Source organism: Pseudomonas sp. MS15a(2019) (assembly GCF_013277805.1).
GTDB lineage: Bacteria > Pseudomonadota > Gammaproteobacteria > Pseudomonadales > Pseudomonadaceae > Chryseomonas > Chryseomonas benzopyrenica.
Genome location: NZ_VBTN01000007.1, coordinates 176422 through 198679, shown reverse-complemented (window position 1 = coordinate 198679; position 22258 = coordinate 176422). Strand labels below are relative to the sequence as shown.

Sequence of the window (22258 nt, the reverse complement as noted above, 5' to 3'; positions counted from 1 at the left end):
GAAGCAGTTCGCCACCCGCTTCGGCGTTTGCCATCAATCCCGCTCGGCAAACCCAGGCTTCTGCACGTGCAAGCGCGGCCAGCGCGTCAGCCAGCCTTTGCTCGACAGGCGCTGGCGAAAGGCGTCGAGCCGGGGCCGCCAGGGATTCGGCGTCAAGTGCAAGGCGAAGAGCCCATCCTGGACGAAGGGGCTGACCACCTCGAGTTCGCCCGTCTCGGTGAGGCGCGCGGCCAGCGCGGACTCCACCTCGACCCAGAAACGCATGGCATCCAGGCTATCGGCATAGGGTGCATCGTCGTTGCGTAGATGCATGGCAGCCTGGTTGCGCACCGACCAGGGCCACCCCGGCGCCCGCTCCGCCAGGGCCATCTCGATGGCCCTGTCCCGTTCGGGCCGGCAGTCGGTCACATCGAAATAGATGACATCCAGATCTACCAGCGGTGTCGGCACGGTATAGCCGTGCAGCCGATCCCAGACCAGATTGCGCACGAAGCCGGCCGCCAGCCAGGCATCGGGCAGTTGTAATCCCGCAAGAACGGCAAGCAGCTGGCAGCGGACCGGATCCTCGCCGAGCCAGGTGGCGATGCGTTGCATCGCTGCCCTCCCCTCGGAGCCTGTTGAAATGCTGCTATGCGTTGGCCAAACGGCGTTGGAAAGGCTTCGGATCTCATTTACCAGTTGTAAACTCCGCTTCCTCAGCCCTTTTCGTCTCGTTCGGCTCTAGCTCGCGAGACTTTGTACAGACTTTCCCATAGGACAGCCTACCCCGGTCAGGCCACCGAGGCGATGCGGTTGCCGGCGCTGGCCTTCTCGACCTTGATGGCGACGAACTTGGAGGTGGGCGTGAAACTGCCCTCGCCATAGCTCTCCAGAGGCACCAGCGGGTTGGTTTCCGGGTAGTAGCCGGCAGCCTGGCCGACCGGGATGTCGAACGGCAGCGCGGTGAAGCCGCGGACCCGGCGCTCGATGCCGTCGTCCCACAGGGCGATCAGATCCACCTTCTCGCCGGCCGCCACGCCTAGGCGATCCAGATCGGCCTGGTTGACGAAGACCACGTCGCGCTGGCCCTTCACGCCGCGATAGCGGTCATCCAGGCTGTAGATGGTGGTGTTGTACTGGTCATGGGATCTCATGGTCTGCAGGATCAGGTCCGGCTTCACGCCCTGGCGGCGGACCGCGTCCGGCAACAGGTCATGCAGCAGCGCATTGGCGGCGAAGTTGGCCTTGCCAGTGGCGGTGTTCCACTCCCGGCGACCGGCCTTGTTGCCCAGGTAGAAGCCACCGGGGGCGGCCAGGCGGGCATTGAAGTCCTGGAAGCCGGGGATGACGTCGGCGATCAGGTCGCGGATGCGGTCGTAGTCCTCGATCAGCCAATCCCAATCCACCGGATGGTTGCCCAGCACGGCCTTGGCCAGACCGGCGACGATGGCCGGCTCGGACTTCATCTGCGCCGACAGTGGCCGCAGGATGCCGGCGGAGGCATGCACCATGCTGAAGCTGTCTTCCACGGTGATGGCCTGCTTGCCGCCCTTCTGCACATCCATCTCGGTGCGACCCAGGCAGGGCAGGATCAGCGCCTGCTGACCGGTCACCAGGTGGCTGCGGTTGAGCTTGGTGGCGATGTGCACGGTCAGCCGGCACTTGCGCAGCGCCTTGTGGGTGCGTGGGGTGTCCGGGGTGGCCTGGGCGAAGTTGCCGCCCAGGGCGATGAAGACCTTGGCCTGGCCCTGTTCCATGGCGGCGATGGCCTCCACGGTGTTGTGACCGCGATTGCGCGGCGGCTCGAAGGCGAAGCGCTTGGCCAGGGCGTCGCTGAGCCAGGCCGGGGCCTTCTCGTCGATGCCCATGGTGCGGTCGCCCTGGACGTTGCTGTGGCCGCGCACCGGGCAGAGACCGGCACCAGGCTTGCCGATCTGGCCGCAGAGCAGCTGCAGGTTGGCGATTTCCTGCACCGTGGCCACCGAATGGCGGTGCTGGGTGATGCCCATGGCCCAGCAGATGATGACCTTCTCAGCGCGGGCATACATGCGCGCGGCCTGCTCGATCTCGTGCAGCGACAGCCCCGACTGGCGCTCGATCAGCTCCCAGGAGGTGGCGTCGACCTGAGCCAGGTAGTCGTCCATGCCCAGGGTGTGGGCGGCGATGAAGTCGTGGTCGAAGACGCGCTTGGCGCCCTTGGCAGCGGCTTCGCGCTCCCACTGCAGGAGGTACTTGGCGATGCCGCGCAGCGCCGCCATGTCACCGCCCAGGGCCGGACGGAAGTAGGCGGTGTTGGTCGGCCGCGAGTCGTTGGTGAGCATCTCCAGCGGACTTTGCGGATGCTGGAAACGCTCCAGACCCCGCTCCTTGAGCGGGTTGAAGCAGACCACCTGGGCACCGCGCTTCACCGCGTTGCGCAGGGTCTCGATCATCCGCGGGTGGTTGGTGCCGGGGTTCTGGCCGATGACGAAGATGGCATCGGCCTCGTCCAGGTCGTGATAGGTCACGGTGCCCTTGCCGACGCCGATGCTGCGGCCCAGGCCGACGCCGCTGGCCTCGTGGCACATGTTCGAGCAGTCGGGGAAGTTGTTGGTGCCATAGGCGCGCACGAACAGCTGATAGAGGAAGGCCGCCTCGTTGCTGGCGCGCCCCGAGGTGTAGAACTCGGCTTCGTCGGGGCTGGCCAGGGCCTTGAGCTCCTTGGCGATCAGCGCGAAGGCGCCGTCCCAGGCGATGGGCACATAGCGATCGGTGGCTGCGTCATAGCGCAGCGGCTCGGTCAGCCGGCCCTGATATTCGAGCCAGTAGTCGCTCTGTTCCTGCAGCGAGGTCACGCTGTGGCGAGCGAAGAAGGCGGCGTCGACACGGCGCTTGGTGGCCTCCCAGTTGACCGCCTTGGCGCCGTTCTCGCAGAACTTCACCAGGCCGTTTTCCGGCGCCTCGCCCCAGGCACAGCCGGGGCAGTCGAAGCCGTGGTCCTGGTTGGTCTTGAGCAGCGTACGCAGATTCTTGAAGGCGTTGCCGCTGTCGAGCCAGAAGTGCACCACGCTCTTCAGGGCGCCCCAGCCGGCGGCGGGGCCTTGATAGGGTTTGAAGGACTGCTGAGGTTTGTTCATGGCGATACCCGTGGGATCAAGGGGCAACGGGCGCCGGGGCATAGACCCGCGGTGGCGACCGGTGCGGCAGGTGGATCAGATTGAGACGATGGCGGCGCGCCCATTCCACGGCGAGCCCGGTGGGGGCCGACAGGGTGATGAGGGTGGCGAGCCCGGCACGCACCGCCTTGTGGATGAGTTCGAGGCTGCAGCGACTGGTGACCACCACGCAGCCCTCGCGCACCGGCTGGCGCTGGCGCAGCAAAGCGCCGATCAGCTTGTCCAGGGCGTTGTGGCGGCCGATGTCTTCGCGGCACAGGGTCAGCTCGCCCTGAGCGTCGATGAACAGCGCGGCATGGACCGCCCCGCTGCGTTGACCGAGATCCTGGGCGGCGTCGATCCGCTGGCGCAGGTCATGCAGGTGAGCGGCCGGGGGCAGCCGCACCTTGCGCAGTCGATCCAGCTGCGGCAGCGCCTGTTCCAGCGCCTCGACCCCGCACAGGCCGCAACCGCTGGTCCCGGCCAGCTGGCGGCGCTGCTGCTTGAGCGCCCAGAAGGTGCGGCTGCTGATCTCGACGTCGACATTGAGCGCCTCGCCCACGCGCCGCACCTGGATGCCATAGATGTCGTCGATGGCATCGACGATGCCGGCGCTGAGGCTGAAACCGACCACGTAGTCTTCCACGTCGGCCGGCGTCGCCATCATCACCGCATGACTGATGCCGTTGTAGGCGATGGCCAACGCCACCTCTTCGGCCAGCGGCTGTTCGCCCCGCACGGTAGGCTGCTCCAGCTCGGCGAAGGCATAGCCGGCAGGAGGCGCGGTAACGAGGTCTGGCGATTGCTGGGACATGGGCGAAAACGACCTGCGGCGGTTTGACACAGATCAAAGATTAACCAGCACATCCCGGGGCGTCTAATCGCTATGACCGATGCCTTGATAAACGCTATCTATCACTCTCGGCGTAGAGCGCCTTGACCGCCTGGAAGCAGGCATCGGCCACCGCCAGACGCGGCTCCGTCCGCCGGATGAGCAGCCCCAACGGCGCCAGGGTTCGCGCGGTGTCGATGGGAATCAGCCGGGCATGGGGCGTAAGACGATCGAAGCCGCCGGCCAGGGGCACCACGGCGCAGCACAGCCCGGCATTGACGGCCTGCAGCAGCAGATAGACGGCATCGGTCTCCAGCACCGGCTGCGGCGTCAGCCCCAGGCTGCGAAAGCCGTGGTCCACCGACTGGCGGAAATGCATGGCGCCGGTCAGCAGGCCCAGCGGCAGCCCGGCCACCGCCTGCCAGTCCAGCGCGGCCTGGTCGAAGCTGAAATGGCGCTCGTCATAGAGCAGGCCCATGCGCGTCTCGGTCAGGGTCAGGCTGTCGAAGCGCGCCGGATCCAGGTGCTCCAGGTAGGAAATGCCCAGCTCCAGCCGATTGCTGGCCACGGCTTCGAGGATGCGTTCGGTGCTCAGCACCTGCAGCTGGAAGTGCAGCTTGGGGTGCAGCAGGCGCAGGTGCTGGAGTAGCGGCATGGGATCGAAGCTGGCCAGGGGCACCAGGCCGACCCTCAGGGTGCCCACCAATTGCCCCTGGAAGGCCTGGGCTTCGGCATAGAGGCCATCGTGGGCGGCCATCAGGGTGCGCGCCCAGGCGAGGATACGCTGACCGGCCTCGGTGAAACCCTCGAAGCGCTGCCCGCGGCGCACCAGCTCCACGCCCAGTTCGTCTTCCAGACCGCGCAGGCGCATGGACAGGGTCGGCTGGGTGACGTGACAGCGCGCCGCCGCCTGGCCGAAGTGCCGCGTCTCGTCCAGGGCGATGAGAAAGCGCAGTTGCTTGATGTCCACCGGTCTACTCCACTCTCGCCTGCTTTACCCCCTCTCCCCCTGGGAGAGGGTTGGGGTGAGGGTCTTTCTTCAAGCGGGCAGCAACTCCCGATAATCCCGCACCGCCGTGAACTCCTCACTGTCCTTGGGCCCGCGGCGGCTGTCCGGCTCATGGATCGCCAGCAGGTGGGCGACCCCATAGTCACGAGCGCTGCGCAGGATCGGCAGGTTGTCGTCGATGAACAGGGTACGCGCCGGATCGAAGGCGAAGTCGGCCTGCAGGGCCTGCCAGAACTGCTGTTCTTCCTTGGGGAAGCCGTAGTCGTGGGAACTGATCAACCGGTCGAAATAGGGCGCCAGTTCGATGCGCTCCAGCTTCAGCGACAGGGAATCGCGATGGGCGTTGGTGATCAGCGCCACGCGCTTGCCGGCGCGCTGCAGGGCGGCGAGAAAGGTGTCGGCGTCGGGTCTCAGGGCGATCAGGTGAGCGATCTCCTCCTTGAGTTCGCGCATGGAAAAGCCCAGCTCGGCGCTCCAGAAGTCCAGGCAATACCAGGTCAGCTTGCCCTGGTGGCTGAAAAACAGCGGCTCCAGCTCGGCCTTGGCCAGCGCCAGGGACTGGCCGTGGCGCTCGGCATAGCGCTGCGGCAGGTACTCCAGCCAGAAATGGTTGTCGAAATGCAGATCGAGCAGGGTGCCGTCCATGTCCAGCAACACGGTATCGATACGGCTCCAGTCGAGAGGGGTCATGGTGACTCCGGATCATGTAACAGGCGGGTTATCATACCCGTCCGCCCAGCCCAGGAGCCGTCCATGCGCCAGAAACCCACTGTTCTCGCCCGACAGATCGTGGCCAAGAGCCGTCTGTTCACCGTCGAGGAGATGCAGTTGCGCTTCGCCAACGGCGAGGAGCGCACCTACGAGCGCCTGGCCAACAAGGGCACCGGTCACGGCGCGGTGATGGTGGTGGCCCTGCAGGACGCCACCCGCGCCCTGCTCATCGAGGAATACTGCGGCGGCGTGGAAGACTACGAACTGTCGCTGCCTAAGGGTCTGGTGGAACCGGGCGAAGAGATCCTCGACGCCGCCAATCGCGAACTCAAGGAAGAGGCGGGTTTCGGTGCCCACCAGCTGGAATACCTCACCGCGCTGTCGCTGAGCCCCGGCTACATGAGTCAGCGCATCCATGTGGTGCTGGCCCGCGACCTCTATCCGGAGCGCCTGCCGGGCGATGAACCCGAGCCCCTCGAAGTCAGCAGCGTCGACCTGCGCGAGCTGTCGCAGCTGGTGCAGAATCCACGCTTTTCCGAAGGCCGCGCCCTGGCCGCCCTCTACTTGGTGCGCGACCTGCTCACCCAACGCGGAGAACTGCCGGCATGATGGCGCCCGTTTCCATTACCGCTCCGCTGGTACTCAACGTCATCGACCTAGTGCGCCAGGCCGGCGCGGCCATCCTGCCCCACTGGCGCCAGGGCGTGGCGGTGCGGCAGAAGAGCGACGACTCGCCGGTGACCGCCGCCGACCTCGCCGCCCACCGGGTGCTGGCCGAAGGCCTGGCCCGGCTGACCCCGGACGTGCCGGTGCTGTCGGAAGAAGCCTGTGACATCCCCTTCGCGGCGCGCAGCGCCTGGGACGTCTGGTGGGTGGTCGATCCCCTGGACGGCACCAAGGAATTCATCGACGGCAGCGAGGAATTCACCGTCAACGTGGCCCTGGTCGAGCGTGGCCAGGTGATCTTCGGCGTGGTCGGCATCCCCACCCGGGATGTCTGCTTCAGCGGCGGTCGTGAACTGGGCGCCTTCCGCATCCAGGGTGAAGACGGCGTCGAGATCGGCGTGCGCAACCAGCCGGAAGACGCCTTCACCGTGGTCGCCAGTCGCCGCCACGGCAGTCCGGCGCAGCAACGGCTGCTGGAAGAACTGGGCAACACCCTCGGCGAACCCAAGCTGGTCAGCGTCGGCAGCTCGCTGAAGTTCTGCCTGCTGGCCGAGGGGCTGGCCGACTTCTATCCCCGACTTGCCCCCACTTCTCAATGGGACACTGCCGCCGCTCAGGGCGTGCTGGAAGGCGCCGGCGGCGAGGTCCTGACCCTGGACGGTCAGCCCCTCACCTACGAGATGCGCGAGTCCTTCCTCAATCCGCACTTCCTCGCCCTGCCCCGCGAGGCCGCCTGGAGGCAGCAGGTGCTGGAGCTGGCCGGCTCCTTGGGCGACGCCTGAGCCGTCAGACCACGACCCTGGCCAGCTCCGGCACATCGCCCGACAGGCCCAGGGCGCGGCGCACGAACAGCGCCTTGGCCTCGAAGTGGCGATCGACCTGCTTGAGCGCGGCGTTGCGCAGCCAGCGTAGCGGCAGGCGGTCGTCCTGGAACAGGCGCTGGAAGCCTTCCATCGCCGCCATCATCGCCAGGTTGTGCGGCATGCGGCGGCGCTCGTAGCGTTCCAGCACCCGCTGTTCGGCGATGGATTCACCGCGCGCCTGGGCATGACGCAATTCCTCGGCCAGCACCGCGGCGTCGAGAAAGCCCAGGTTGACGCCCTGCCCGGCCAGCGGATGGATGACATGGGCGGCATCGCCGATCAAGGCCAGGCCAGGTTCCACATAGCGCTTGGCATGGCGCTGGCGCAGCGGGATGCACAGCCGCGTGTCGCTGCATTCCACCTTGCCCAGGCGATGCTCGAAGGCCTCGCCCAGGGCCTGGCAGAAGGCCGCGTCGTCCAGGGCCATCAGCCGCTCGCCCTGCTTGGGCGTGCAGGACCAGACGATGGAGCACCAATTTGTGTCGCCGCCGCGATCCAGCGGCAGGAAGGCCAGCGGGCCGTCGTCGGTGAATCTCTGCCAGGCGGTGCGCTGGTGCGATTCGGCGCAGCGCACACTGGTGACGATGGCATGGTGCAGATAGTCCCACTCGCGGGTTTCCAGCCCGGCCAGGCGACGCACGGCGGAGGTGGCGCCATCGGCGGCCACCACCAACGGGGCGCGGATCTGACGATCGCCGGCCAATTGCACCAGCCACTGGTCGCCGGAGCGACGCAGCAACTCCAGGCGCGCCTCCGGCAGGAGCAGGACGTTGGCCTCGGCCAGGCGTTCGAGCAGGGCCTCCTGCACCACGCGATTCTCGACGATGTGGCCGAGCACCTCGGCGTGCACGCTGGCGGCATCGAAATGCACGGCGCCGGTACCGGAGCCGTCCCAGACGTGCATCGCCTGGTAGGGACTGACGCGGCGCGCCAGGATGCCGTCCCAGGCGCCCAGGCGCTGCAGGATGCGCTGGCTGGCCAGCGACAGGGCGCTGACCCGGGGCTCGAAGGGCAGGTCGCTTTCGACCGCGCCCGGCGTGAGCGGGCCACGGTCGAGCAGCACCACCGACAGGCCGCTGTCGGCCAGGGCCAGGGCCAGGGCGCTGCCGACCATGCCGGCACCGACGATCACCAGATCCGCATGGGTCAGCATGCTCGTTTCTCCTCGCAGGTCAGGGACGGGTACCCAGGCCCATGGCCTGGCGGGCGAAGGCACTCTTGGCCGGTGGGCACAACTCCAGGCCGACCAGGCCCAGGTTGCGTCCGGCACTGAGCCAGGGCCGGCTGTTGGAAAACAGCCGGGTGATGCGATCGGAAAAGCCGATGGTCAGCTGCTGATCCAGACGCTGGCGCTGCAGATAGTCCTGCAAGGTGGCGAAATCACCGGGCGCCGCGCCGCTTTCCAGCAGGCACTCGGCCAGGCTGTCCACGTCGCGCAGGGACAGATTGAAGCCCTGACCGGCGATAGGATGCAGGCTGTGGGCCGCGTTGCCCAGCACCACCAGATGTGGGCGGACCTGTTCGTTGGCCTCCAGCAGGGTCAGCGGATAGGCGTGACGGGTGCCGACCTGGGTGAAGCTGCCCAGGCGATAGCCCACCGCCTGCTGCAATTCGGCGAGAAAGACGGCATCGGGCGCCTGCTGCAGGCGTAGCGCCTCGGCATCCGGCTGGGTCCAGACCAAGGCGCTGCGCTGGCCCGGCAGGGGCAGCAGCGCCAGGGGACCATGGGGCGTGAAGCGCTCGAAGGCGCGACCGCCGTGCCCTAGATTGGTCGAGACGTTGGCGATCAGCGCGGTCTGCTCGTAGACCGTGCGGCGCACCTCGATGCCGAGGGATTCGCGCAGCGCCGATCGCCCACCGTCGGCCAGCACCGCCAGGCCGCATTCGAGGACGTCGCCATCATCCAGTTCCAGACGATAGCCATCGGGTATGGCGGTGAGCGTGCGCACCTCGGCCGGGCAGCGCCAGTCCACCACCTCGCGATCCAGCGCCTGCCAGAGCACCTGGCCGATCCAGGCGTTCTCCACCACATAGCCCAGCGCCGGTAGCTTCTCGTCACGGGCGAGCAACTGGGTCACGCCGAAGCGGCCCTGGTCGGAGACCTGGATCTCTTGGATCGCCTCGGCATGTTCGGCCAGAGCCTCCCACACGCCGAGACGCTGGTAGATCAGCCGTGAACCATAGGACAGCGCCGAGGAGCGGGCGTCGTAGCTGGGCTGATAGGTATCGCCGGGGGCGAAGGGTTCCACCAGCAGGATGCGCCAGCCGCGCGCCTTGGCGCCGGCCTGCAGGGCCAGGGCCAGGCTGGCACCCACCAGACCGCCGCCGATGATGGCGATATCAGGACGTTGCATGAGCGTTCTCCCGGCGGTCGCGCGCGGCCGCCATCAAGCCTTCGATCTCCGCGACCGCCTTGGGCAGGCCGGCGGTCAGCACCTCGCAACCACTGCGCGTCACCAGCACCTCGTCCTCGATGCGGATGCCCAGGCCACGCCATTTGCGCGGCACCTCGGCGTCCGGCGGGATATAGAGTCCGGGCTCCACGGTCAGCACCATACCCGGCTCCAGCATCCGCCACTGGTCGCCGATGCGATATTCACCCACGTCATGGACATCCAGCCCCAGCCAGTGACCGGCGCGGTGCATGTAGAACTCGCGACAGGCGCCCGCCTCGATCAGGTCGTCCAGTTGGCCCTGGAGCAGGCCCAGGGCCAACAGCCCTTCGGTGATCACCCTGACCGTGGCCTCATGGGGTTCGTTCCAGTGCCGCCCGGGTGCCACGCAGGCGATGGCGGTCTGGTTGGCCGCCAGCACGATGTCGTACAGCTGCCGCTGCTCGGGCGAGAAGCGGCCATTGACAGGAAAGGTACGGGTCACGTCGCTGGCATAGCACTCCAGTTCGCAGCCGGCGTCGATCAGCACCAGGTCGCCGTCGCGCAGGGGCGCGTCGTTGGCCTGGTAATGCATCACGCAGGCGTTGGCCCCCGCGGCGACGATGGAGCCATAGGCCGCCAGCCGTGCGCCCCCCTGGCGAAAGCAGTAGTCCAGCTCCGCCTCCAGGTGATACTCGCGCAGCCCCGGCCGGCAGGCCTGCATGGCGCGCAGGTGGGCGGCGCAGGTCAGCTCGGCGGCGGCCTTGAGCAGGCGCACCTCGGCGGCCGACTTGTACAGTCGGCTGTCGTGCAGCAGGGTATCCAGCGCCAGCAGCTCCCGCGGCGGCGAAGCGCCCTGATCGGCCTTGGCGCGGATCAGTTCGATCCAGTTGAGCAGTTGCCGCTCGAATTCCGGATGGGCACCCATCGCGTAGTAGACCCGCTCGCGGCCTTCCAGCAGGCCGGGCAGGATGTCGTCCAGATCGCCGATGGGAAAGGCGTCGTCCGCGCCATAGTCGGCCAGCGCCCCTTCCTGACCCGCGCGCCGGCCCTCCCAGCGCTCCATCTCCAGGTCCCGCTCGCGGCAGAACAGCAGATATTCACCATGGGCACGGCCGGGAATCAGCACGGCCAGGGCTTCCGGCTCGGGAAAGCCGGTGAGGTACTGGAAATCGCTGTCCTGGCGATAGGGCTGCTCGATGTCGCGGTTGCGCAGGCACACCGGCGCAGCGGGCAGCAGGGCGATGCCGCCGTGGCCGATCTCGGCCATCAGGGCGCGGCGGCGGCGGGCGAATTCGGCCTTGTGGATTCGCGGCATGGCCGCTCAGTGCACCACGGGCGCAGGTTCGGGGAGGGAGCCGCGGCCGTACTCGCCATAGAGCAGCAGCGGGGCCACGCGCAGGTATTCGGTGACTTCCATGAAGTCGTTCTCACCCTCTTCGCCTTCCTCGGCGGGCTCCTGAATCTGCGCGATGGCTGCCAGATCTTCGAGCACCTCGCGCGCCTCGCCGGAGACTTCGCCCGTGCGCCCGGACAGGCCGAAGCCGGCCAGAAAGCCCTGGCACCACTCGCCCAGGGCGGCGGTGCGCTCGACCAGGGAGAATTCGTCCGGTGGCAGCATTAGTACCAGGGCCACCTGCTGGCCGGCGAATTCCTGTTGCACCATGCCCAGCAGCCCCGAGAGCGCCGCCTGCAGACGTTCGCCCGGCGCGCCACCGAGCAGCTCGCTGGCCGCGGCCAGCCAGTCGTTCTCGTCGAAGCCCGCGCCGCCACAGACCCGACCGAGCAGGTGACCGTGGAGTTCGGCGGGCGAGACCGGCAGAGCGGCCTCGGCGAGCAGGGTTGAGAAGGCGGCGTAGGCGGATGCTGAGCTGGACATGGCGTCGAGGTGGGGCGCTGGCTAGAATGAAGCCTTATCCTACGCGCTGACCCCGCCGGCGGCCAATCTCGTTGCACCCTTCTGGAGCTGTAGCCCTCATGAGCGAGTCTCGCGACACGCCCCTCGACGCCGATCTGGAAGCCCTCGGTGACCGTGTGGAGCGCCTGCTCCTGCGGCTTGAGGAATTGCAGCGGCAGAATCGACAACTGCGCCAGGGCGAGCGCAACTGGCGCCAGGAGCGCGCCGAGTTGATCGAAAAGAACGAATTGGCCAGATCGAAGGTCGAAGCGATGATTTTACGCCTGAAAGCTTTGGAGCAGGACTCATGAGCATCGAGACCGTGACCGTCCAGATAATGGAAAAGGAATATCGCATCAGCTGCCCGGCTGACGAGCGCGCCAACCTGGAGAGCACCGCTCGCTACCTGGACGGCAAGATGCGCGAGATCCGCGCCAGCGGCAAGGTCATCGGCGCCGACCGCGTGGCCGTGATGGCCGCCCTCAACATCACCCACGAACTGCTGCACCGCCAGGACGACGTCAGCCTGGAAGTCAGCAGCACCCGCGAGCGGGTCCGCGACCTGCTGGATCGCGTCGACCGGGCACTGATCACCGAACACGACACCACTGCCTGACCGCCGACCCGGGGATCGGCGGGGGTTTGCATCCTGGCTCAGGGGCGTATACTGGAGGTCACTCTCTGGTGTGTGCGCCAGTCGGTCATGTCCCCGAGCCGATAAGCAACACCCCGGGGGTTGCTCGTAAGACTGGTGTGCATGTCCGCTACGGCGGAAAGCCTAAAGGTCTACGACTTCTCCCACCTTGAACCAAGGGTTCAAGGGCTACACCGGCAGCGGCATTCCGGAGAGCTCATTTCTTCCATGACCACCCCGCCTTCTACCGATCTCAGCAGGCCCGCGCTGCGCAAGCTTCTCCGCCAGCGACGTCGCGCCCTCACCCCCGTACAGCAACGCCAGGCCGCCCGCGAACTGTATCGCCAGCTTGCCCAGCATCCGCTGTTTCGTCGCGCCCGCCATATCGCCTTCTACCTGCCCAGCGATGGCGAGATCGATCCGCGTCCATTGCTCGAAGAAGCCCAGCGCCGCGGCAAGGCCACCTATCTGCCGGTACTCTCCCGCTGGCCACGCACCGCCATGATCTTTCAGCGCGTCGGCCGCGGTGAATCCTGGGTGCGCAATCGCTTCGGCATCGCCGAGCCACGCCCGGATCGGCGCCTGGGTCGACCGACCTGGGCTCTCGGGCTGATCCTGATGCCGCTGGTGGGCTTTGATCCGCAGGGCGGACGCCTGGGCATGGGCAAGGGCTTCTATGACCGCAACCTGGCCTATCTGGCACGCCGGCGGCAATGGCGCAGCCCGCAGCTGATCGGCTGTGCCCATGAATGTCAGAAGGTGGAGCGACTGGCACTGGCGGCCTGGGACGTGCCCATGGCGGCCGTGGTGAGCGATGGCGGCTGGTACGGTCAGCGTACCGGAGAGACTTCCCGCGCCGGCTGAGCGTCGCTGGTGTAGCGAGCGTATTGCTGCTGGTTCTGGCGCTGCTCCCAGAAGCTCTGGGTATACCCGGTGGTGACCACGCCCAGGGTAAAGATCAGGACCAGCACCCACAACAGATCAGGTTTGCGTTTCATCGAACTGGGCCACCCCCTTGCTGGCACCTTTGGGCAGGACAGGACGTCGCCCTGTTATGCTCAGCGCGTACGATCAGACTACATCCGGAATGCGCGGCATTCTGCGACAAGCGGTCGCCCCTTGCAATCGACCAGACCCTTTCCTGGAAGCTCCCGAGCCTCCATTCGTCAGGAGACGAACCGTGGCCTGCTGGCTGTTGAAATCCGAGCCCGATGAGTTCTCACTGGACGACTTGCAACGCCTGGGCCAGGCGCGTTGGAACGGCGTGCGCAATTACCAGGCACGCAACTTCCTGCGCGCCATGAAACCCGACGAGCTGTTCTTCTTTCATCATTCGAGTTGCGCCGAACCGGGCATCGCCGGCATCGGTCGGATCGTGGGCGAAGCCTTCGCCGACCCCACCGCCCTAGACCCGGAAAGCCCCTACCATGCGCCCAAGGCCAGCGCCGCAGACAATCCCTGGACGGCGCGCCAGGTGGCCTTCGTCGAGGCCTTTCCGCGGCTGCTGACCCTGCCGCGCCTGCGCCAGTTGCCGGCACTCGCCGACTTCGCCCTGCTGCGCAAGGGCAATCGCCTGTCGGTGATGCCGGTCAGCGCCGAGGAGTGGGCGGCGATCGTCGCCGCGGCCCGCGCCTGACCGCGCTCAGGGCTGGATGATCAGGTTGTTGAACAGCAGGTCTTCCACCAGGGGCTTGCCTTCCTCCTGGGTGAGCACGTTCTGCACCTGCTTTAGCGCCTCCTGGCGCAGTTTCTCGCGGGCTTCCACGCCGGCCAGGGTCTCGTCGGTCTGCTGGGCGAAGAGCATCACCAGCTGATTGCGGATCAGCGGCTCGTGGAACTCGACCTTATCCTTGGCTTCCTTGCCGGTCATCATCAGGGCGATGTCGGCCTTGTAGTACTTGAGCTTGGGCCCGCTGCCATAGTTGCCGACCAGGGCCGGAGTCAGGTTGTAGAATTCGGTCTTGGGGGCCTCCCCCTCCTTTTTCTCTTCGTTCGCCCAGGCAGTGAAGGCCAGGCAGAAAGACAACAAAACGGCGGCGACGGCTTTCACGGCGAATCCTCTAGAGATGGATGGCTGCAGCATAGCCAGCGGAATTCAAGGGGTCACCTCGAACCTGAGGGTTCCGATCACCTGGCCGACGTCCGTAACCACTTGCACCTGCCAACGGCCGGTCACGTCGCCGGGAAAGTTCTGCTTGTGGGTCCAGGCGCGATAACCGGCCTCGCGACCGCCGCTGATATCCAGGGGAATCCGATCCACCTCCCGACCGGCATGACGCCAGACATGGTAGATACGCTCGTTCAGGCCACGCGGTGCGTTGATGGCGGTGAAGGCATAGAGCCCCTGGGCGCGCAGCTGGGCGCTGCTCAGGCTCTTCACCGCATCGCCGGGCTGGCGCTTGAGGCTGTCGAAGTTGGTGCTCATGCCCATGTCGGTCAGCCACAGGGTGGCCGGCGGCACCCAGGCGCGCCCCAGCCAGCCAAAGGCGCCGATGGCCAGGCACAGGCCCAGCAGCCCCAGCCAGCGCCAGCCCAGGCGTACCCGGAAGGCCACCGCCAGACTGGGAAAGGACAGCAGCACGGCGACGCCCAGGGCCAGTTCGTAGCTCTGGGTAGTGGTCAGGTGCAGGATGATCGGTAGCGCCGTGAGCAGTACCGCGAACAGCGTCAGGGTGTGATAGCTGAGAAATACCCAGCGCCGCGGCGCCAGGGTCTTGTAGTAGAGCGGATCGATGATGGACACCAGGGCGGCCGCGCCAAGCAGTCCGGTGAACAGCGCCTGGCCGCTGTTCCAGGCCGTGGTGATGGCAAAGAACGGCAGGCAGAAGAACAGACTTTCCTGGTGGATCAACTGGGTGGCGTAGCGTAGCAGCGGTGGTGGCAATTCCCAGCCGAAACGGCGGCTGACCCAGCCCCGCAGCACGTTTTCCAGCATCAGCCAGACCCAGCTCGCCAGCATGATCACCGCCATCACCGGGGCGAAACCCTTCTGCCGGTCCACCAGCAGGAAGCTGCAGATCCCCGAGATGAAGCCGGCCAGGGCGATCAATCGCGGATAGCGCTCGAACAGGGTGGTGATCAGGGTCAGGGCGCGGGAGGACAGGACTTTCCAGGCAGGCATGATGACTCGTGAAAACGGCAGCAAAGACGCGCCACCCTAGGCGCGCAACCCGTACAGATCAAGGGGGAATCCGGGCACCCACTGCCACAGGGCGGAAAAGCCTATGCAGGCTGTAATATCATTGTAATATTCGAAAACGAACCTGGAATGTTCGCTTTCGATTAATACCTATAACAATACCGAGGCTCCCATGCTTGGAATCTTCGCCCCTGCGGCCCATCGCACGCCGCTGCCCGCCGATCGCATCGATCCCGTCTACCGCCGTCTCCGCTGGCAGATCTTCGCCGGGATCTTTATCGGCTATGCCGGCTACTACCTGCTCCGCAAGAACTTCTCGCTGGCCATGCCCTATCTGGTGGAGCAAGGCTACAGCCGGGGTGAACTGGGCGTGGCGCTGTCCGCGGTGGCCATCGCCTACGGCCTGTCCAAGTTCCTCATGGGGCTGGTCTCGGACCGCTCCAATCCACGCTATTTCCTGCCCTTCGGGCTGGTGATGTCGGCGCTGGTGATGCTGCTGTTCGGATTCGCACCCTGGGCCACCTCCAGTGTCAGCATCATGTTCGTCCTGCTGTTCCTCAACGGCTGGTTCCAGGGCATGGGCTGGCCGCCCAGCGGTCGCACCATGGTGCACTGGTGGTCGCAGAAGGAGCGTGGCGGGGTGGTCTCGGTGTGGAACGTCGCCCACAACGTCGGCGGCGGCCTGATCGGCCCGCTGTTCCTGCTCGGCCTGGCCTGGTTCAACGACTGGCACGCCGCCTTCTATGTCCCGGCCGTGGTGGCTCTGGCGGTGGCGGTCTTCGCCTTCATCGCCATGCGCGATACCCCGCAGTCCTGCGGCCTGCCATCGGTGGAACACTGGAAACAGGACTTCCCCGAGGGCTACAGCGAAGGTCACGAACGCGAATTCTCCACCAAGGAGATCTTCGTCGAGTACGTGCTGAAGAATCGCCTGCTCTGGTACATCGCCTTTGCCAACGTCTTCGTCTATCTGCTGCGCTATGGCGTGCTGGACTGGGCCCCCACCTACCTCAAGGAAGCCAAGCACTTCTCGGTGGACAAGACCTCCTGGGCCTACTTCTTCTACGAATGGGCCGGCATCCCCGGGACCCTGCTCTGCGGCTGGCTCTCGGACAAGCTGTTCCGCGGTAACCGCGGCGCCACCGGGGTGGTGTTCATGCTCGGCGTACTGGTCGCCACCCTGGTCTATTGGCTCAACCCGGAAGGCAATCCCGGTGTCGATCTGGCAGCGCTGGTGTCCATTGGCTTCCTGATCTACGGCCCGGTGATGCTGATCGGCCTGCAGGCGCTGGAACTGGTGCCCAAGAAAGCTGCTGGCACCGCCGCAGGCTTTACCGGGTTGTTCGGCTACCTGGGCGGCTCGGTGGCAGCCAACGCCCTGGTGGGCTACACCGTGGACCACTTCGGCTGGGATGGTGGCTTCATGCTGCTGGTCGGCTCCTGCGTCCTGGCCATCGTCTTCCTGGCGATGACTCTGAGACACACCGGCATGGTGGCCAAGTCGGCGCAGTAGCGCCGATTGCCCAGGATGGATGACGGCACAGCCTCATCCACTCTGGGTCCTGGTCGAAAACGCTTTGTGCTTTTCGATCAATCGCGGCCATGGGCCGCTCCTACAGGTAGAGCTTACCCGTAGGAGCGGCCCATGGCCGCGATAGGCTCACCCCCGCGGCGCGTAGGCGAAGACGTCGGCGCGCATCTGGTGCGCGTCCATGCCGGCGTCCACCAGGGCATCCAGGGTGGCGTAGACCATCGCCGGCGACCCGCTGGCATAGACGTGCAGGCCGCTCAGGTCAGCGAAATCCGCGCGCACCACCTCGTGCAACAGACCACAGCGCCCTTCCCAGCCACAGGCATCGCTCACCACCCGGTTCAGGGTGAGATTGGGCAATTCCGCCCAGGCGTCCCAGGCCTCGATGGCATAGAAGTCGTCCGGCGTCCGCACGCCCCAATAGAGGTGCACCGGATGAGCGAAGCCCCGGGTACGGGCGTCTTCGATCAGGCTGTGCATCTGCGCCATGCCGGTCCCGGCGGCGATCAGTACCAGGGGGCCCTCAGGCAGTTCGGCCAGATGGGCGTCGCCATAGGGCAACTCGACCTGGGCCATGCCCCTGCTTTCCAGTTGCGCCAGCAGCGCCTGGCTGCTGGCCTCGCGGGCCAGCACGTGCAATTCCAGCTCACGCCCCTGGTGGGGCGCCGAGGCCAGGGAAAAGGCCGATTGCTTGCCGTCATCGCGCTGGATCAACAGGTACTGACCGGCGTGATAGCGCGGCGCCCGGCCGGCCGGCGCGCGCAGGCGCACCCGGCGGACATCGCCCCCGACGTCATCCAGGGCAACCACCTGACAGGCCAGCTGACGCACCGGCAACTCACCGGGCGCCAGGACGCCATCCCACTGCAGCAAGCAATCGCTGAGCGGTACCGCCACGCAGACATAGACCTCGCCGTGATCGACGGTCTTTCCGTGCTGGGTGACCTGCCCCTCCACCAGCAGCGCGGCGCAGAGCTGGCAGTTGCCGTTGCGGCAGCTGTGCGGTCCGCTGTAGCCGAGACGCTGCGCGGCGGCCAGGATGGCTTCGCCGGGCTGGGTTTCCAATACCGCACCCGAGGGCTGCAGGGTGACCTTCATCGTCGTCTCCGTTAATCGATCCCGAGACTGGACCACATCTCGTCCACCCGTTTGACCACCGCTTCGTCCTTGACGATCGCCCGCCCCCACTCACGCGTGGTTTCGCCCGGCCACTTGTGGGTGGCATCCAGGCCCATCTTCGAGCCCAGGCCGGAGATCGGCGAGGCGAAGTCCAGGTAGTCGATGGGGGTGTTGTCGATCATCACGGTGTCGCGCTTGGGATCCATGCGCGTGGTGACCGCCCAGATGACATCGTTCCAGTCGCGGGCATTGATGTCGTCGTCGGTGACGATCACGAACTTGGTGTACATGAACTGCCGCAGGAACGACCAGACACCCAGCATCACCCGCTTGGCATGACCGGGGTACTGCTTCTTGATGGTCACCACCGCCATGCGATAGGAACAGCCTTCCGGCGGCAGATAGAAGTCGACGATCTCCGGAAACTGCTTTTGCAGGATGGGCACGAAGACTTCGTTGAGCGCCACGCCGAGGATGGCCGGCTCGTCCGGCGGCCGCCCGGTGTAGGTGCTGTGGTAGATGGGGTCGCGGCGGCGGGTGATGCGTTCCACGGTGAACACCGGGAAGGTATCGACCTCGTTGTAGTAGCCGGTGTGGTCGCCATAGGGGCCTTCCGGCGCGGTCTCGCCCGGATGGATGACCCCTTCCAGCACGATCTCGGCACTGGCCGGCACCTGCAGGTCGTTGCCCACGCACTTGACCAGCTCGCTGCGACTGCCGCGCAACAGGCCGGCGAAGGCGTATTCGGACAGGGTATCGGGCACCGGAGTGACTGCGCCCAGGATGGTGGCCGGATCGGCGCCCAGGGCCACGGCCACCGGGTAGGGCTGGCCGGGATGCTTCTGGCACCACTCGCGGAAATCCAGCGCGCCGCCTCTATGGCTCAGCCAGCGCATGATCAGCTTGTTGCGGCCGATGACCTGCTGACGATAGATGCCGAGGTTCTGGCGCTCCTTGTTGGGTCCGCGGGTGACGGTCAGGCCCCAGGTGATCAGCGGCGCCACGTCGCCCGGCCAGCAGTGCTGGATCGGCAGCTTGCCGAGATCGACCGCCTCGCCCTCTTCGATCACCTCCTGGCAGGGCGCGTCCTTGAGAACCTTGGGCGCCATACTGATGACCTTCTTGTAGATCGGCAGCTTCGACCAGGCGTCCTTGAGGCCCTTGGGCGGCTCGGGCTCCTTGAGAAAGGCCAGCAGCTTGCCGATCTCGCGCAGGGCGCCGACGTCTTCGGCGCCCATGCCCAGGGCCACGCGCTGGGGCGTACCGAACAGGTTGCCCAGCACGGGCATGGAGAAGCCCACGGGATTCTCGAACAGCAGCGCCGGACCCTGCTTGCGCAGGGTGCGGTCGCAGATTTCGGTCATCTCGAGGATCGGCGAGACCGGGGCGGTCACGCGCTTCAGTTCACCACGCTGCTCCAGGCTGCGGATGAAGTCACGCAGATCTCGGTATTGCATGCGGCCTCTTGGCGCTGGGGAAAGTCTGGCAGTCTACCGCCTGAGTCGCGCATCGAGAAAGCATTGGTCCAGAAACGCCAAAGGCCGGGATTTCCCGGCCTTTGCTTGCGACTGCGCCTTACTTGCTGCGCTTCATCGAATCGAAGAACTCGTTGTTGGTCTTGGTCTGACGCAACTTGTCGAGGAGGAATTCGATCCCGGCGATCTCGTCCATCGGATGCAGGATCTTGCGCAGGATCCACATGCGCGACAGCTCTTCCTCGTCGGTGAGCAGCTCTTCGCGGCGGGTGCCGGACTTGTTGATGTTGATGGCCGGGAAGACGCGCTTCTCGGCGATCCGACGCTCCAGGGGCAGTTCCATGTTGCCGGTGCCCTTGAATTCCTCGTAGATCACCTCGTCCATCTTCGAGCCGGTTTCCACCAGCGCGGTGGCGATGATGGTCAGGCTGCCGCCTTCTTCGATGTTACGGGCGGCGCCGAAGAAGCGCTTGGGCTTCTCCAGGGCATGGGCGTCGACACCACCGGTGAGCACCTTGCCGGAGCTGGGGATCACGGTGTTGAAGGCCCGCGCCAGACGGGTGATGGAATCCAGCAGGATGACCACGTCCTTCTTGTGCTCGACCAGGCGCTTGGCCTTCTCGATCACCATGTCGGCGACCTGCACGTGGCGGGTCGGCGGCTCGTCGAAGGTGGAGGCCACCACTTCACCGCGCACGGTGCGCTGCATCTCGGTCACTTCCTCGGGACGCTCGTCGATGAGCAGCACGATGAGGTAGCACTCGGGATTGTTGCGGGTGATGTTGGCCGCGATGTTCTGCAGCATGATGGTCTTGCCGGCCTTGGGCGGCGCGACGATCAGACCGCGCTGACCCTTGCCGATGGGAGCGCAGAGGTCGATGACCCGACCGGTGAGGTCTTCGGTGGAGCCGTTGCCGGCTTCCATGGTCAGGCGCTTGTTGGGGAACAGGGGCGTGAGGTTCTCGAACAGCACCTTGTTCTTGGCGTTTTCCGGCCGGTCGAAGTTGATGGTGTCGACCTTGAGCAACGCGAAGTAGCGCTCGCCCTCTTTCGGCGGACGAATCTTGCCGATGATGGTATCGCCGGTGCGCAGGTTGAAGCGGCGGATCTGGCTGGGGGAGACATAGATGTCGTCGGGACCGGCCAGGTAGGAGGAGTCGGCGCTACGCAGGAAGCCGAAGCCGTCCTGCAGGATCTCCAGCACGCCATCTCCGGAAATCTCGTCGCCACCTTTCGCATGCTTCTTGAGCAGCGCGAAGATGATGTCCTGCTTGCGGGACCGGGCCATGTTTTCCAAGCCCGCGGCATCCGCCATTTCCAACAGTTCCGTGATGGGCTTTTGCTTGAGTTCGGTCAGATTCATAGACGTATGTTGACGTGAGAAGAGGCGAAGGAGGGAATCGAGCTGAGCGGTCGGATGCGAGATTAGCTTCGCGGGATGCGTTCTGAAGAGGAGAACTGACGGCTGCAGCAGATGAGAAGACGACCCGCTGATGGGGTCGTGGGCTGGAATCTAGCACCTGCATGGGTGCTCGTCCAGCCGTCCAGGCATAAAAAAGCCCCGCATGGCGGGGCTTTCGACTGGATTCCTCAGACGTTGGCGTCGAGGAAGGCGGCCAGTTGCGACTTGGACAGGGCACCGACCTTGGTGGCCTCGACCGCGCCGTTCTTGAACAGCATCAGGGTCGGGATGCCACGCACGCCGTACTTGGGCGGGGTGTCCTGGTTTTCATCGATGTTCAGTTTGCAGACCTTGAGCTTGCCCTGGTAATCCTTGGCGATCTCGTCCAGGACCGGGGCGATCATCTTGCACGGACCGCACCATTCGGCCCAGTAGTCGACCAGCACGGGGCTGTCGGACTTCAGCACGTCCTGCTCGAAGCTGGCGTCGCTGACGTTGGTGATGTATTCGCTCATTGACTCTCTCCGAATTCGGGTGCGACTTGAAGTATGGCCATGATAGCCCTGCTGCCGTCACTTCGAAAGCATTCGAACATTGATGGTGACTATGACGGGCATTGATGGCAGAGGCAGCTCACGATCCGGCGAGCCGGCGATAGGGTCTTTTTAGCACCGTTTGACCACCGCGCCGCCGATCATGGACAGCTGGTTAGACAGCGGGCACCGGGAAAGGGGTTCCACTGCGCAGCGCCGCATTGCGGATATGTTCGCGCATGGCCTTTTGCGCCGCTGCCGGCGAGCGGCGACTCAGGGCCCGAAGGATACGCCGGTGTTCCTGCCAGGTTTCCAGTGCCCGCTCGGGCCGGACGAAGGGCAGCTTCTGACTTTCGTGAAAGCGCTCGGGGCTGGTGGTGATCACTGCCAGCATGGCCGGATTGTCCGCGGCCAGCAGCAGCTGGCGATGGAAATCGAAGTCCAGCGCGGCCGCTTCTTCCAGCTCATTGGCCCGCAGCGCCCGGTGCAGGGCGGCGAGATTGACCTCCAGGCGATCCAGGTCGGCGGGGCCCAGGGTAACGGCGGCCAGACCGGCCGCGAAGCCTTCGAGGGCAAAGCGCAGCTGGAAGACATGGGCGGCGGCGACCTCGCCAGCGAAGGGCCAGTGTCCGTCCGCCGTGCTCGCCGTCTCCTGGACATAGACCCCACGTCCAGGCTGCACGCTGACCAGGCCCAGGGCACTGAGGGTGGACAGCGCCTCGCGCAGGGAGGCGCGACTCACTCCCAGCCGCTCGGCCAGCTCACGCTGCGCCGGGAGCGCCGCGCCAGGGGCATAGCCTTCGGTCTCGATCAGCCGGCGAATGGCGTCGACGGCATATTGGGGTACGGCGCGGGTGGCAGCGAAGGGCATGGAGTGGTCAGGCCAGTCAGTCCGGAAGTTCGCCTTTTATGCCGATTTTCCCGCCAGTTCAAGCCTGGCCCCATGGCGGAGCATAGGGCGG

24 protein-coding genes and 1 other RNA gene are annotated in these 22258 nt (G+C 65.9%); 8 read left to right on the top strand and 17 right to left on the bottom strand.

Annotation, left to right across the window (positions count from 1 at the left end; genetic code table 11):
• Positions 1–33: 33 nt before the first annotated feature.
• The 5 genes from FEZ61_RS11355 to yrfG form a co-directional block, all read right to left on the bottom strand.
• Positions 34–594: a nucleotidyltransferase family protein gene (locus FEZ61_RS11355; protein ID WP_017639438.1), complete on the bottom strand. Its 561-nt coding sequence runs from the start codon at positions 592–594 to the stop codon at positions 34–36.
• A gap of 176 nt (positions 595–770) precedes the next feature.
• Positions 771–3095: an FdhF/YdeP family oxidoreductase gene (locus FEZ61_RS11350; RefSeq protein WP_173148675.1), complete on the bottom strand. Its 2325-nt coding sequence runs from the start codon at positions 3093–3095 to the stop codon at positions 771–773.
• A gap of 16 nt (positions 3096–3111) precedes the next feature.
• Complete coding sequence (fdhD, locus tag FEZ61_RS11345; protein WP_173148673.1) at positions 3112–3927, bottom strand: formate dehydrogenase accessory sulfurtransferase FdhD; 816 nt, start codon at positions 3925–3927, stop codon at positions 3112–3114.
• 94 nt (positions 3928–4021) lie between these two features.
• Positions 4022–4915 (bottom strand): LysR substrate-binding domain-containing protein, encoded by an 894-nt coding sequence (locus FEZ61_RS11340; protein WP_173148671.1) that lies wholly within the window; start codon positions 4913–4915, stop codon positions 4022–4024.
• Positions 4916–4984: 69 nt separating this feature from the next.
• A complete protein-coding gene (gene yrfG, locus FEZ61_RS11335; RefSeq protein ID WP_173148669.1) occupies positions 4985–5644 on the bottom strand; it encodes a GMP/IMP nucleotidase in 660 nt (219 codons plus the stop codon).
• A gap of 63 nt (positions 5645–5707) precedes the next feature.
• Between yrfG and nudE the strand changes: the two genes are divergently transcribed.
• Together nudE and cysQ are read left to right on the top strand one after the other, a co-directional pair.
• A complete protein-coding gene (nudE, locus tag FEZ61_RS11330; protein WP_059316538.1) occupies positions 5708–6274 on the top strand; it encodes an ADP compounds hydrolase NudE in 567 nt (188 codons plus the stop codon).
• A complete protein-coding gene (gene cysQ, locus FEZ61_RS11325) occupies positions 6271–7113 on the top strand; it encodes a 3'(2'),5'-bisphosphate nucleotidase CysQ (protein ID WP_064307805.1) in 843 nt (280 codons plus the stop codon). Before nudE ends, cysQ begins: the two co-directional genes overlap by 4 nt.
• A gap of 4 nt (positions 7114–7117) precedes the next feature.
• On the opposite strand, the gene FEZ61_RS11320 is transcribed toward cysQ, so the two are convergent.
• Genes FEZ61_RS11320 through FEZ61_RS11305 form a run of 4 tightly spaced genes read right to left on the bottom strand, consistent with a single transcriptional unit; the run spans position 7118 to position 11445 of the window.
• The gene (locus tag FEZ61_RS11320) at positions 7118–8347 is read right to left on the bottom strand and encodes a 2-octaprenyl-3-methyl-6-methoxy-1,4-benzoquinol hydroxylase (RefSeq protein WP_068384698.1); all 1230 of its coding nucleotides are present in this window, start codon (positions 8345–8347) and stop codon (positions 7118–7120) included.
• Positions 8348–8366: 19 nt separating this feature from the next.
• On the bottom strand, positions 8367–9548 hold the full coding sequence (gene ubiH / locus FEZ61_RS11315) for a 2-octaprenyl-6-methoxyphenyl hydroxylase (protein WP_173148666.1): 1182 nt from the start codon (positions 9546–9548) through the stop codon (positions 8367–8369).
• A complete protein-coding gene (gene pepP / locus FEZ61_RS11310) occupies positions 9535–10884 on the bottom strand; it encodes a Xaa-Pro aminopeptidase (protein ID WP_173148664.1) in 1350 nt (449 codons plus the stop codon). The genes ubiH and pepP overlap by 14 nt, the downstream gene beginning before the upstream one ends.
• 6 nt (positions 10885–10890) lie before the next feature.
• Complete coding sequence (locus tag FEZ61_RS11305; RefSeq protein WP_173148662.1) at positions 10891–11445, bottom strand: UPF0149 family protein; 555 nt, start codon at positions 11443–11445, stop codon at positions 10891–10893.
• 98 nt (positions 11446–11543) lie between these two features.
• Here FEZ61_RS11305 and FEZ61_RS11300 point away from each other — a divergent pair, with 98 nt between their 5' ends.
• The 4 genes from FEZ61_RS11300 (at position 11544) to FEZ61_RS11285 (ending at position 12961) form a co-directional block, all read left to right on the top strand.
• Entirely contained in the window at positions 11544–11774 is a 231-nt protein-coding gene (locus FEZ61_RS11300) for a TIGR02449 family protein (protein ID WP_017639428.1), read from the top strand.
• On the top strand, positions 11771–12079 hold the full coding sequence (locus tag FEZ61_RS11295; protein WP_017639427.1) for a cell division protein ZapA: 309 nt from the start codon (positions 11771–11773) through the stop codon (positions 12077–12079). The genes FEZ61_RS11300 and FEZ61_RS11295 overlap by 4 nt, the downstream gene beginning before the upstream one ends.
• Positions 12080–12138: 59 nt before the next feature.
• A non-coding RNA gene (gene ssrS, locus FEZ61_RS11290) (6S RNA) lies at positions 12139–12316 on the top strand.
• A gap of 9 nt (positions 12317–12325) precedes the next feature.
• The gene (locus FEZ61_RS11285) at positions 12326–12961 is read left to right on the top strand and encodes a 5-formyltetrahydrofolate cyclo-ligase (protein WP_068384686.1); all 636 of its coding nucleotides are present in this window, start codon (positions 12326–12328) and stop codon (positions 12959–12961) included.
• On the opposite strand, the gene FEZ61_RS11280 is transcribed toward FEZ61_RS11285, so the two are convergent.
• Positions 12928–13095, bottom strand: a complete 168-nt coding sequence (locus FEZ61_RS11280) for a hypothetical protein (RefSeq protein ID WP_017639425.1) — start codon at positions 13093–13095, stop codon at positions 12928–12930. The two genes, FEZ61_RS11285 and FEZ61_RS11280, sit on opposite strands and share 34 nt — an antisense overlap.
• Positions 13096–13277: 182 nt before the next feature.
• On the opposite strand from FEZ61_RS11280, the gene FEZ61_RS11275 reads away from it, so the two are divergent.
• On the top strand, positions 13278–13733 hold the full coding sequence (locus tag FEZ61_RS11275) for an EVE domain-containing protein (RefSeq protein ID WP_173148660.1): 456 nt from the start codon (positions 13278–13280) through the stop codon (positions 13731–13733).
• Positions 13734–13739: 6 nt separating this feature from the next.
• On the opposite strand, the gene FEZ61_RS11270 is transcribed toward FEZ61_RS11275, so the two are convergent.
• Entirely contained in the window at positions 13740–14147 is a 408-nt protein-coding gene (locus tag FEZ61_RS11270; RefSeq protein ID WP_017639423.1) for a flagellar basal body-associated protein FliL, read from the bottom strand.
• A 45-nt stretch (positions 14148–14192) separates the two neighbouring features.
• The gene (locus tag FEZ61_RS11265; protein WP_017639422.1) at positions 14193–15218 is read right to left on the bottom strand and encodes a DUF5924 family protein; all 1026 of its coding nucleotides are present in this window, start codon (positions 15216–15218) and stop codon (positions 14193–14195) included.
• A 190-nt stretch (positions 15219–15408) separates the two neighbouring features.
• On the opposite strand from FEZ61_RS11265, the gene glpT reads away from it, so the two are divergent.
• Positions 15409–16749 (top strand): glycerol-3-phosphate transporter, encoded by a 1341-nt coding sequence (gene glpT, locus FEZ61_RS11260; protein ID WP_173148658.1) that lies wholly within the window; start codon positions 15409–15411, stop codon positions 16747–16749.
• Positions 16750–16896: 147 nt separating this feature from the next.
• On the opposite strand, the gene FEZ61_RS11255 is transcribed toward glpT, so the two are convergent.
• The 5 genes from FEZ61_RS11255 to FEZ61_RS11235 form a co-directional block, all read right to left on the bottom strand.
• Positions 16897–17865: a CDP-6-deoxy-delta-3,4-glucoseen reductase gene (locus FEZ61_RS11255; RefSeq protein WP_173148656.1), complete on the bottom strand. Its 969-nt coding sequence runs from the start codon at positions 17863–17865 to the stop codon at positions 16897–16899.
• Between the two features lie 11 nt (positions 17866–17876).
• Complete coding sequence (ubiD, locus tag FEZ61_RS11250) at positions 17877–19343, bottom strand: 4-hydroxy-3-polyprenylbenzoate decarboxylase (protein WP_074583511.1); 1467 nt, start codon at positions 19341–19343, stop codon at positions 17877–17879.
• 118 nt (positions 19344–19461) lie between these two features.
• Positions 19462–20724, bottom strand: a complete 1263-nt coding sequence (gene rho / locus FEZ61_RS11245; protein WP_017639418.1) for a transcription termination factor Rho — start codon at positions 20722–20724, stop codon at positions 19462–19464.
• Positions 20725–20951: 227 nt separating this feature from the next.
• A complete protein-coding gene (trxA, locus tag FEZ61_RS11240) occupies positions 20952–21278 on the bottom strand; it encodes a thioredoxin TrxA (RefSeq protein WP_017639417.1) in 327 nt (108 codons plus the stop codon).
• Positions 21279–21471: 193 nt separating this feature from the next.
• The gene (locus FEZ61_RS11235; RefSeq protein ID WP_017639416.1) at positions 21472–22167 is read right to left on the bottom strand and encodes a FadR/GntR family transcriptional regulator; all 696 of its coding nucleotides are present in this window, start codon (positions 22165–22167) and stop codon (positions 21472–21474) included.
• Between the last annotated feature and the right edge of the window lie 91 nt (positions 22168–22258).

Excerpts from the sequence above, each read along its gene's own strand:
- pepP (WP_173148664.1), bottom strand. The coding sequence starts at position 10,884 with ATGCCGCGAATCCACAAGGCCGAATTCGCCCGCCGCCGCCGCGCCCTG.
- FEZ61_RS11305 (WP_173148662.1), bottom strand. The coding sequence starts at position 11,445 with ATGTCCAGCTCAGCATCCGCCTACGCCGCCTTCTCAACCCTGCTCGCC.
- glpT (WP_173148658.1), top strand. The coding sequence starts at position 15,409 with ATGCTTGGAATCTTCGCCCCTGCGGCCCATCGCACGCCGCTGCCCGCC.
- yrfG (WP_173148669.1), bottom strand. The coding sequence starts at position 5,644 with ATGACCCCTCTCGACTGGAGCCGTATCGATACCGTGTTGCTGGACATG.
- FEZ61_RS11235 (WP_017639416.1), bottom strand. The coding sequence starts at position 22,167 with ATGCCCTTCGCTGCCACCCGCGCCGTACCCCAATATGCCGTCGACGCC.
- FEZ61_RS11320 (WP_068384698.1), bottom strand. The coding sequence starts at position 8,347 with ATGCTGACCCATGCGGATCTGGTGATCGTCGGTGCCGGCATGGTCGGC.
- FEZ61_RS11300 (WP_017639428.1), top strand. The coding sequence starts at position 11,544 with ATGAGCGAGTCTCGCGACACGCCCCTCGACGCCGATCTGGAAGCCCTC.
- FEZ61_RS11265 (WP_017639422.1), bottom strand. The coding sequence starts at position 15,218 with ATGCCTGCCTGGAAAGTCCTGTCCTCCCGCGCCCTGACCCTGATCACC.
- trxA (WP_017639417.1), bottom strand. The coding sequence starts at position 21,278 with ATGAGCGAATACATCACCAACGTCAGCGACGCCAGCTTCGAGCAGGAC.
- fdhD (WP_173148673.1), bottom strand. The coding sequence starts at position 3,927 with ATGTCCCAGCAATCGCCAGACCTCGTTACCGCGCCTCCTGCCGGCTAT.
- FEZ61_RS11350 (WP_173148675.1), bottom strand. The coding sequence starts at position 3,095 with ATGAACAAACCTCAGCAGTCCTTCAAACCCTATCAAGGCCCCGCCGCC.
- FEZ61_RS11255 (WP_173148656.1), bottom strand. The coding sequence starts at position 17,865 with ATGAAGGTCACCCTGCAGCCCTCGGGTGCGGTATTGGAAACCCAGCCC.
- FEZ61_RS11355 (WP_017639438.1), bottom strand. The coding sequence starts at position 594 with ATGCAACGCATCGCCACCTGGCTCGGCGAGGATCCGGTCCGCTGCCAG.
- nudE (WP_059316538.1), top strand. The coding sequence starts at position 5,708 with ATGCGCCAGAAACCCACTGTTCTCGCCCGACAGATCGTGGCCAAGAGC.
- ubiH (WP_173148666.1), bottom strand. The coding sequence starts at position 9,548 with ATGCAACGTCCTGATATCGCCATCATCGGCGGCGGTCTGGTGGGTGCC.
- FEZ61_RS11285 (WP_068384686.1), top strand. The coding sequence starts at position 12,326 with ATGACCACCCCGCCTTCTACCGATCTCAGCAGGCCCGCGCTGCGCAAG.
- ubiD (WP_074583511.1), bottom strand. The coding sequence starts at position 19,343 with ATGCAATACCGAGATCTGCGTGACTTCATCCGCAGCCTGGAGCAGCGT.
- FEZ61_RS11295 (WP_017639427.1), top strand. The coding sequence starts at position 11,771 with ATGAGCATCGAGACCGTGACCGTCCAGATAATGGAAAAGGAATATCGC.
- cysQ (WP_064307805.1), top strand. The coding sequence starts at position 6,271 with ATGATGGCGCCCGTTTCCATTACCGCTCCGCTGGTACTCAACGTCATC.
- rho (WP_017639418.1), bottom strand. The coding sequence starts at position 20,724 with ATGAATCTGACCGAACTCAAGCAAAAGCCCATCACGGAACTGTTGGAA.
- FEZ61_RS11280 (WP_017639425.1), bottom strand. The coding sequence starts at position 13,095 with ATGAAACGCAAACCTGATCTGTTGTGGGTGCTGGTCCTGATCTTTACC.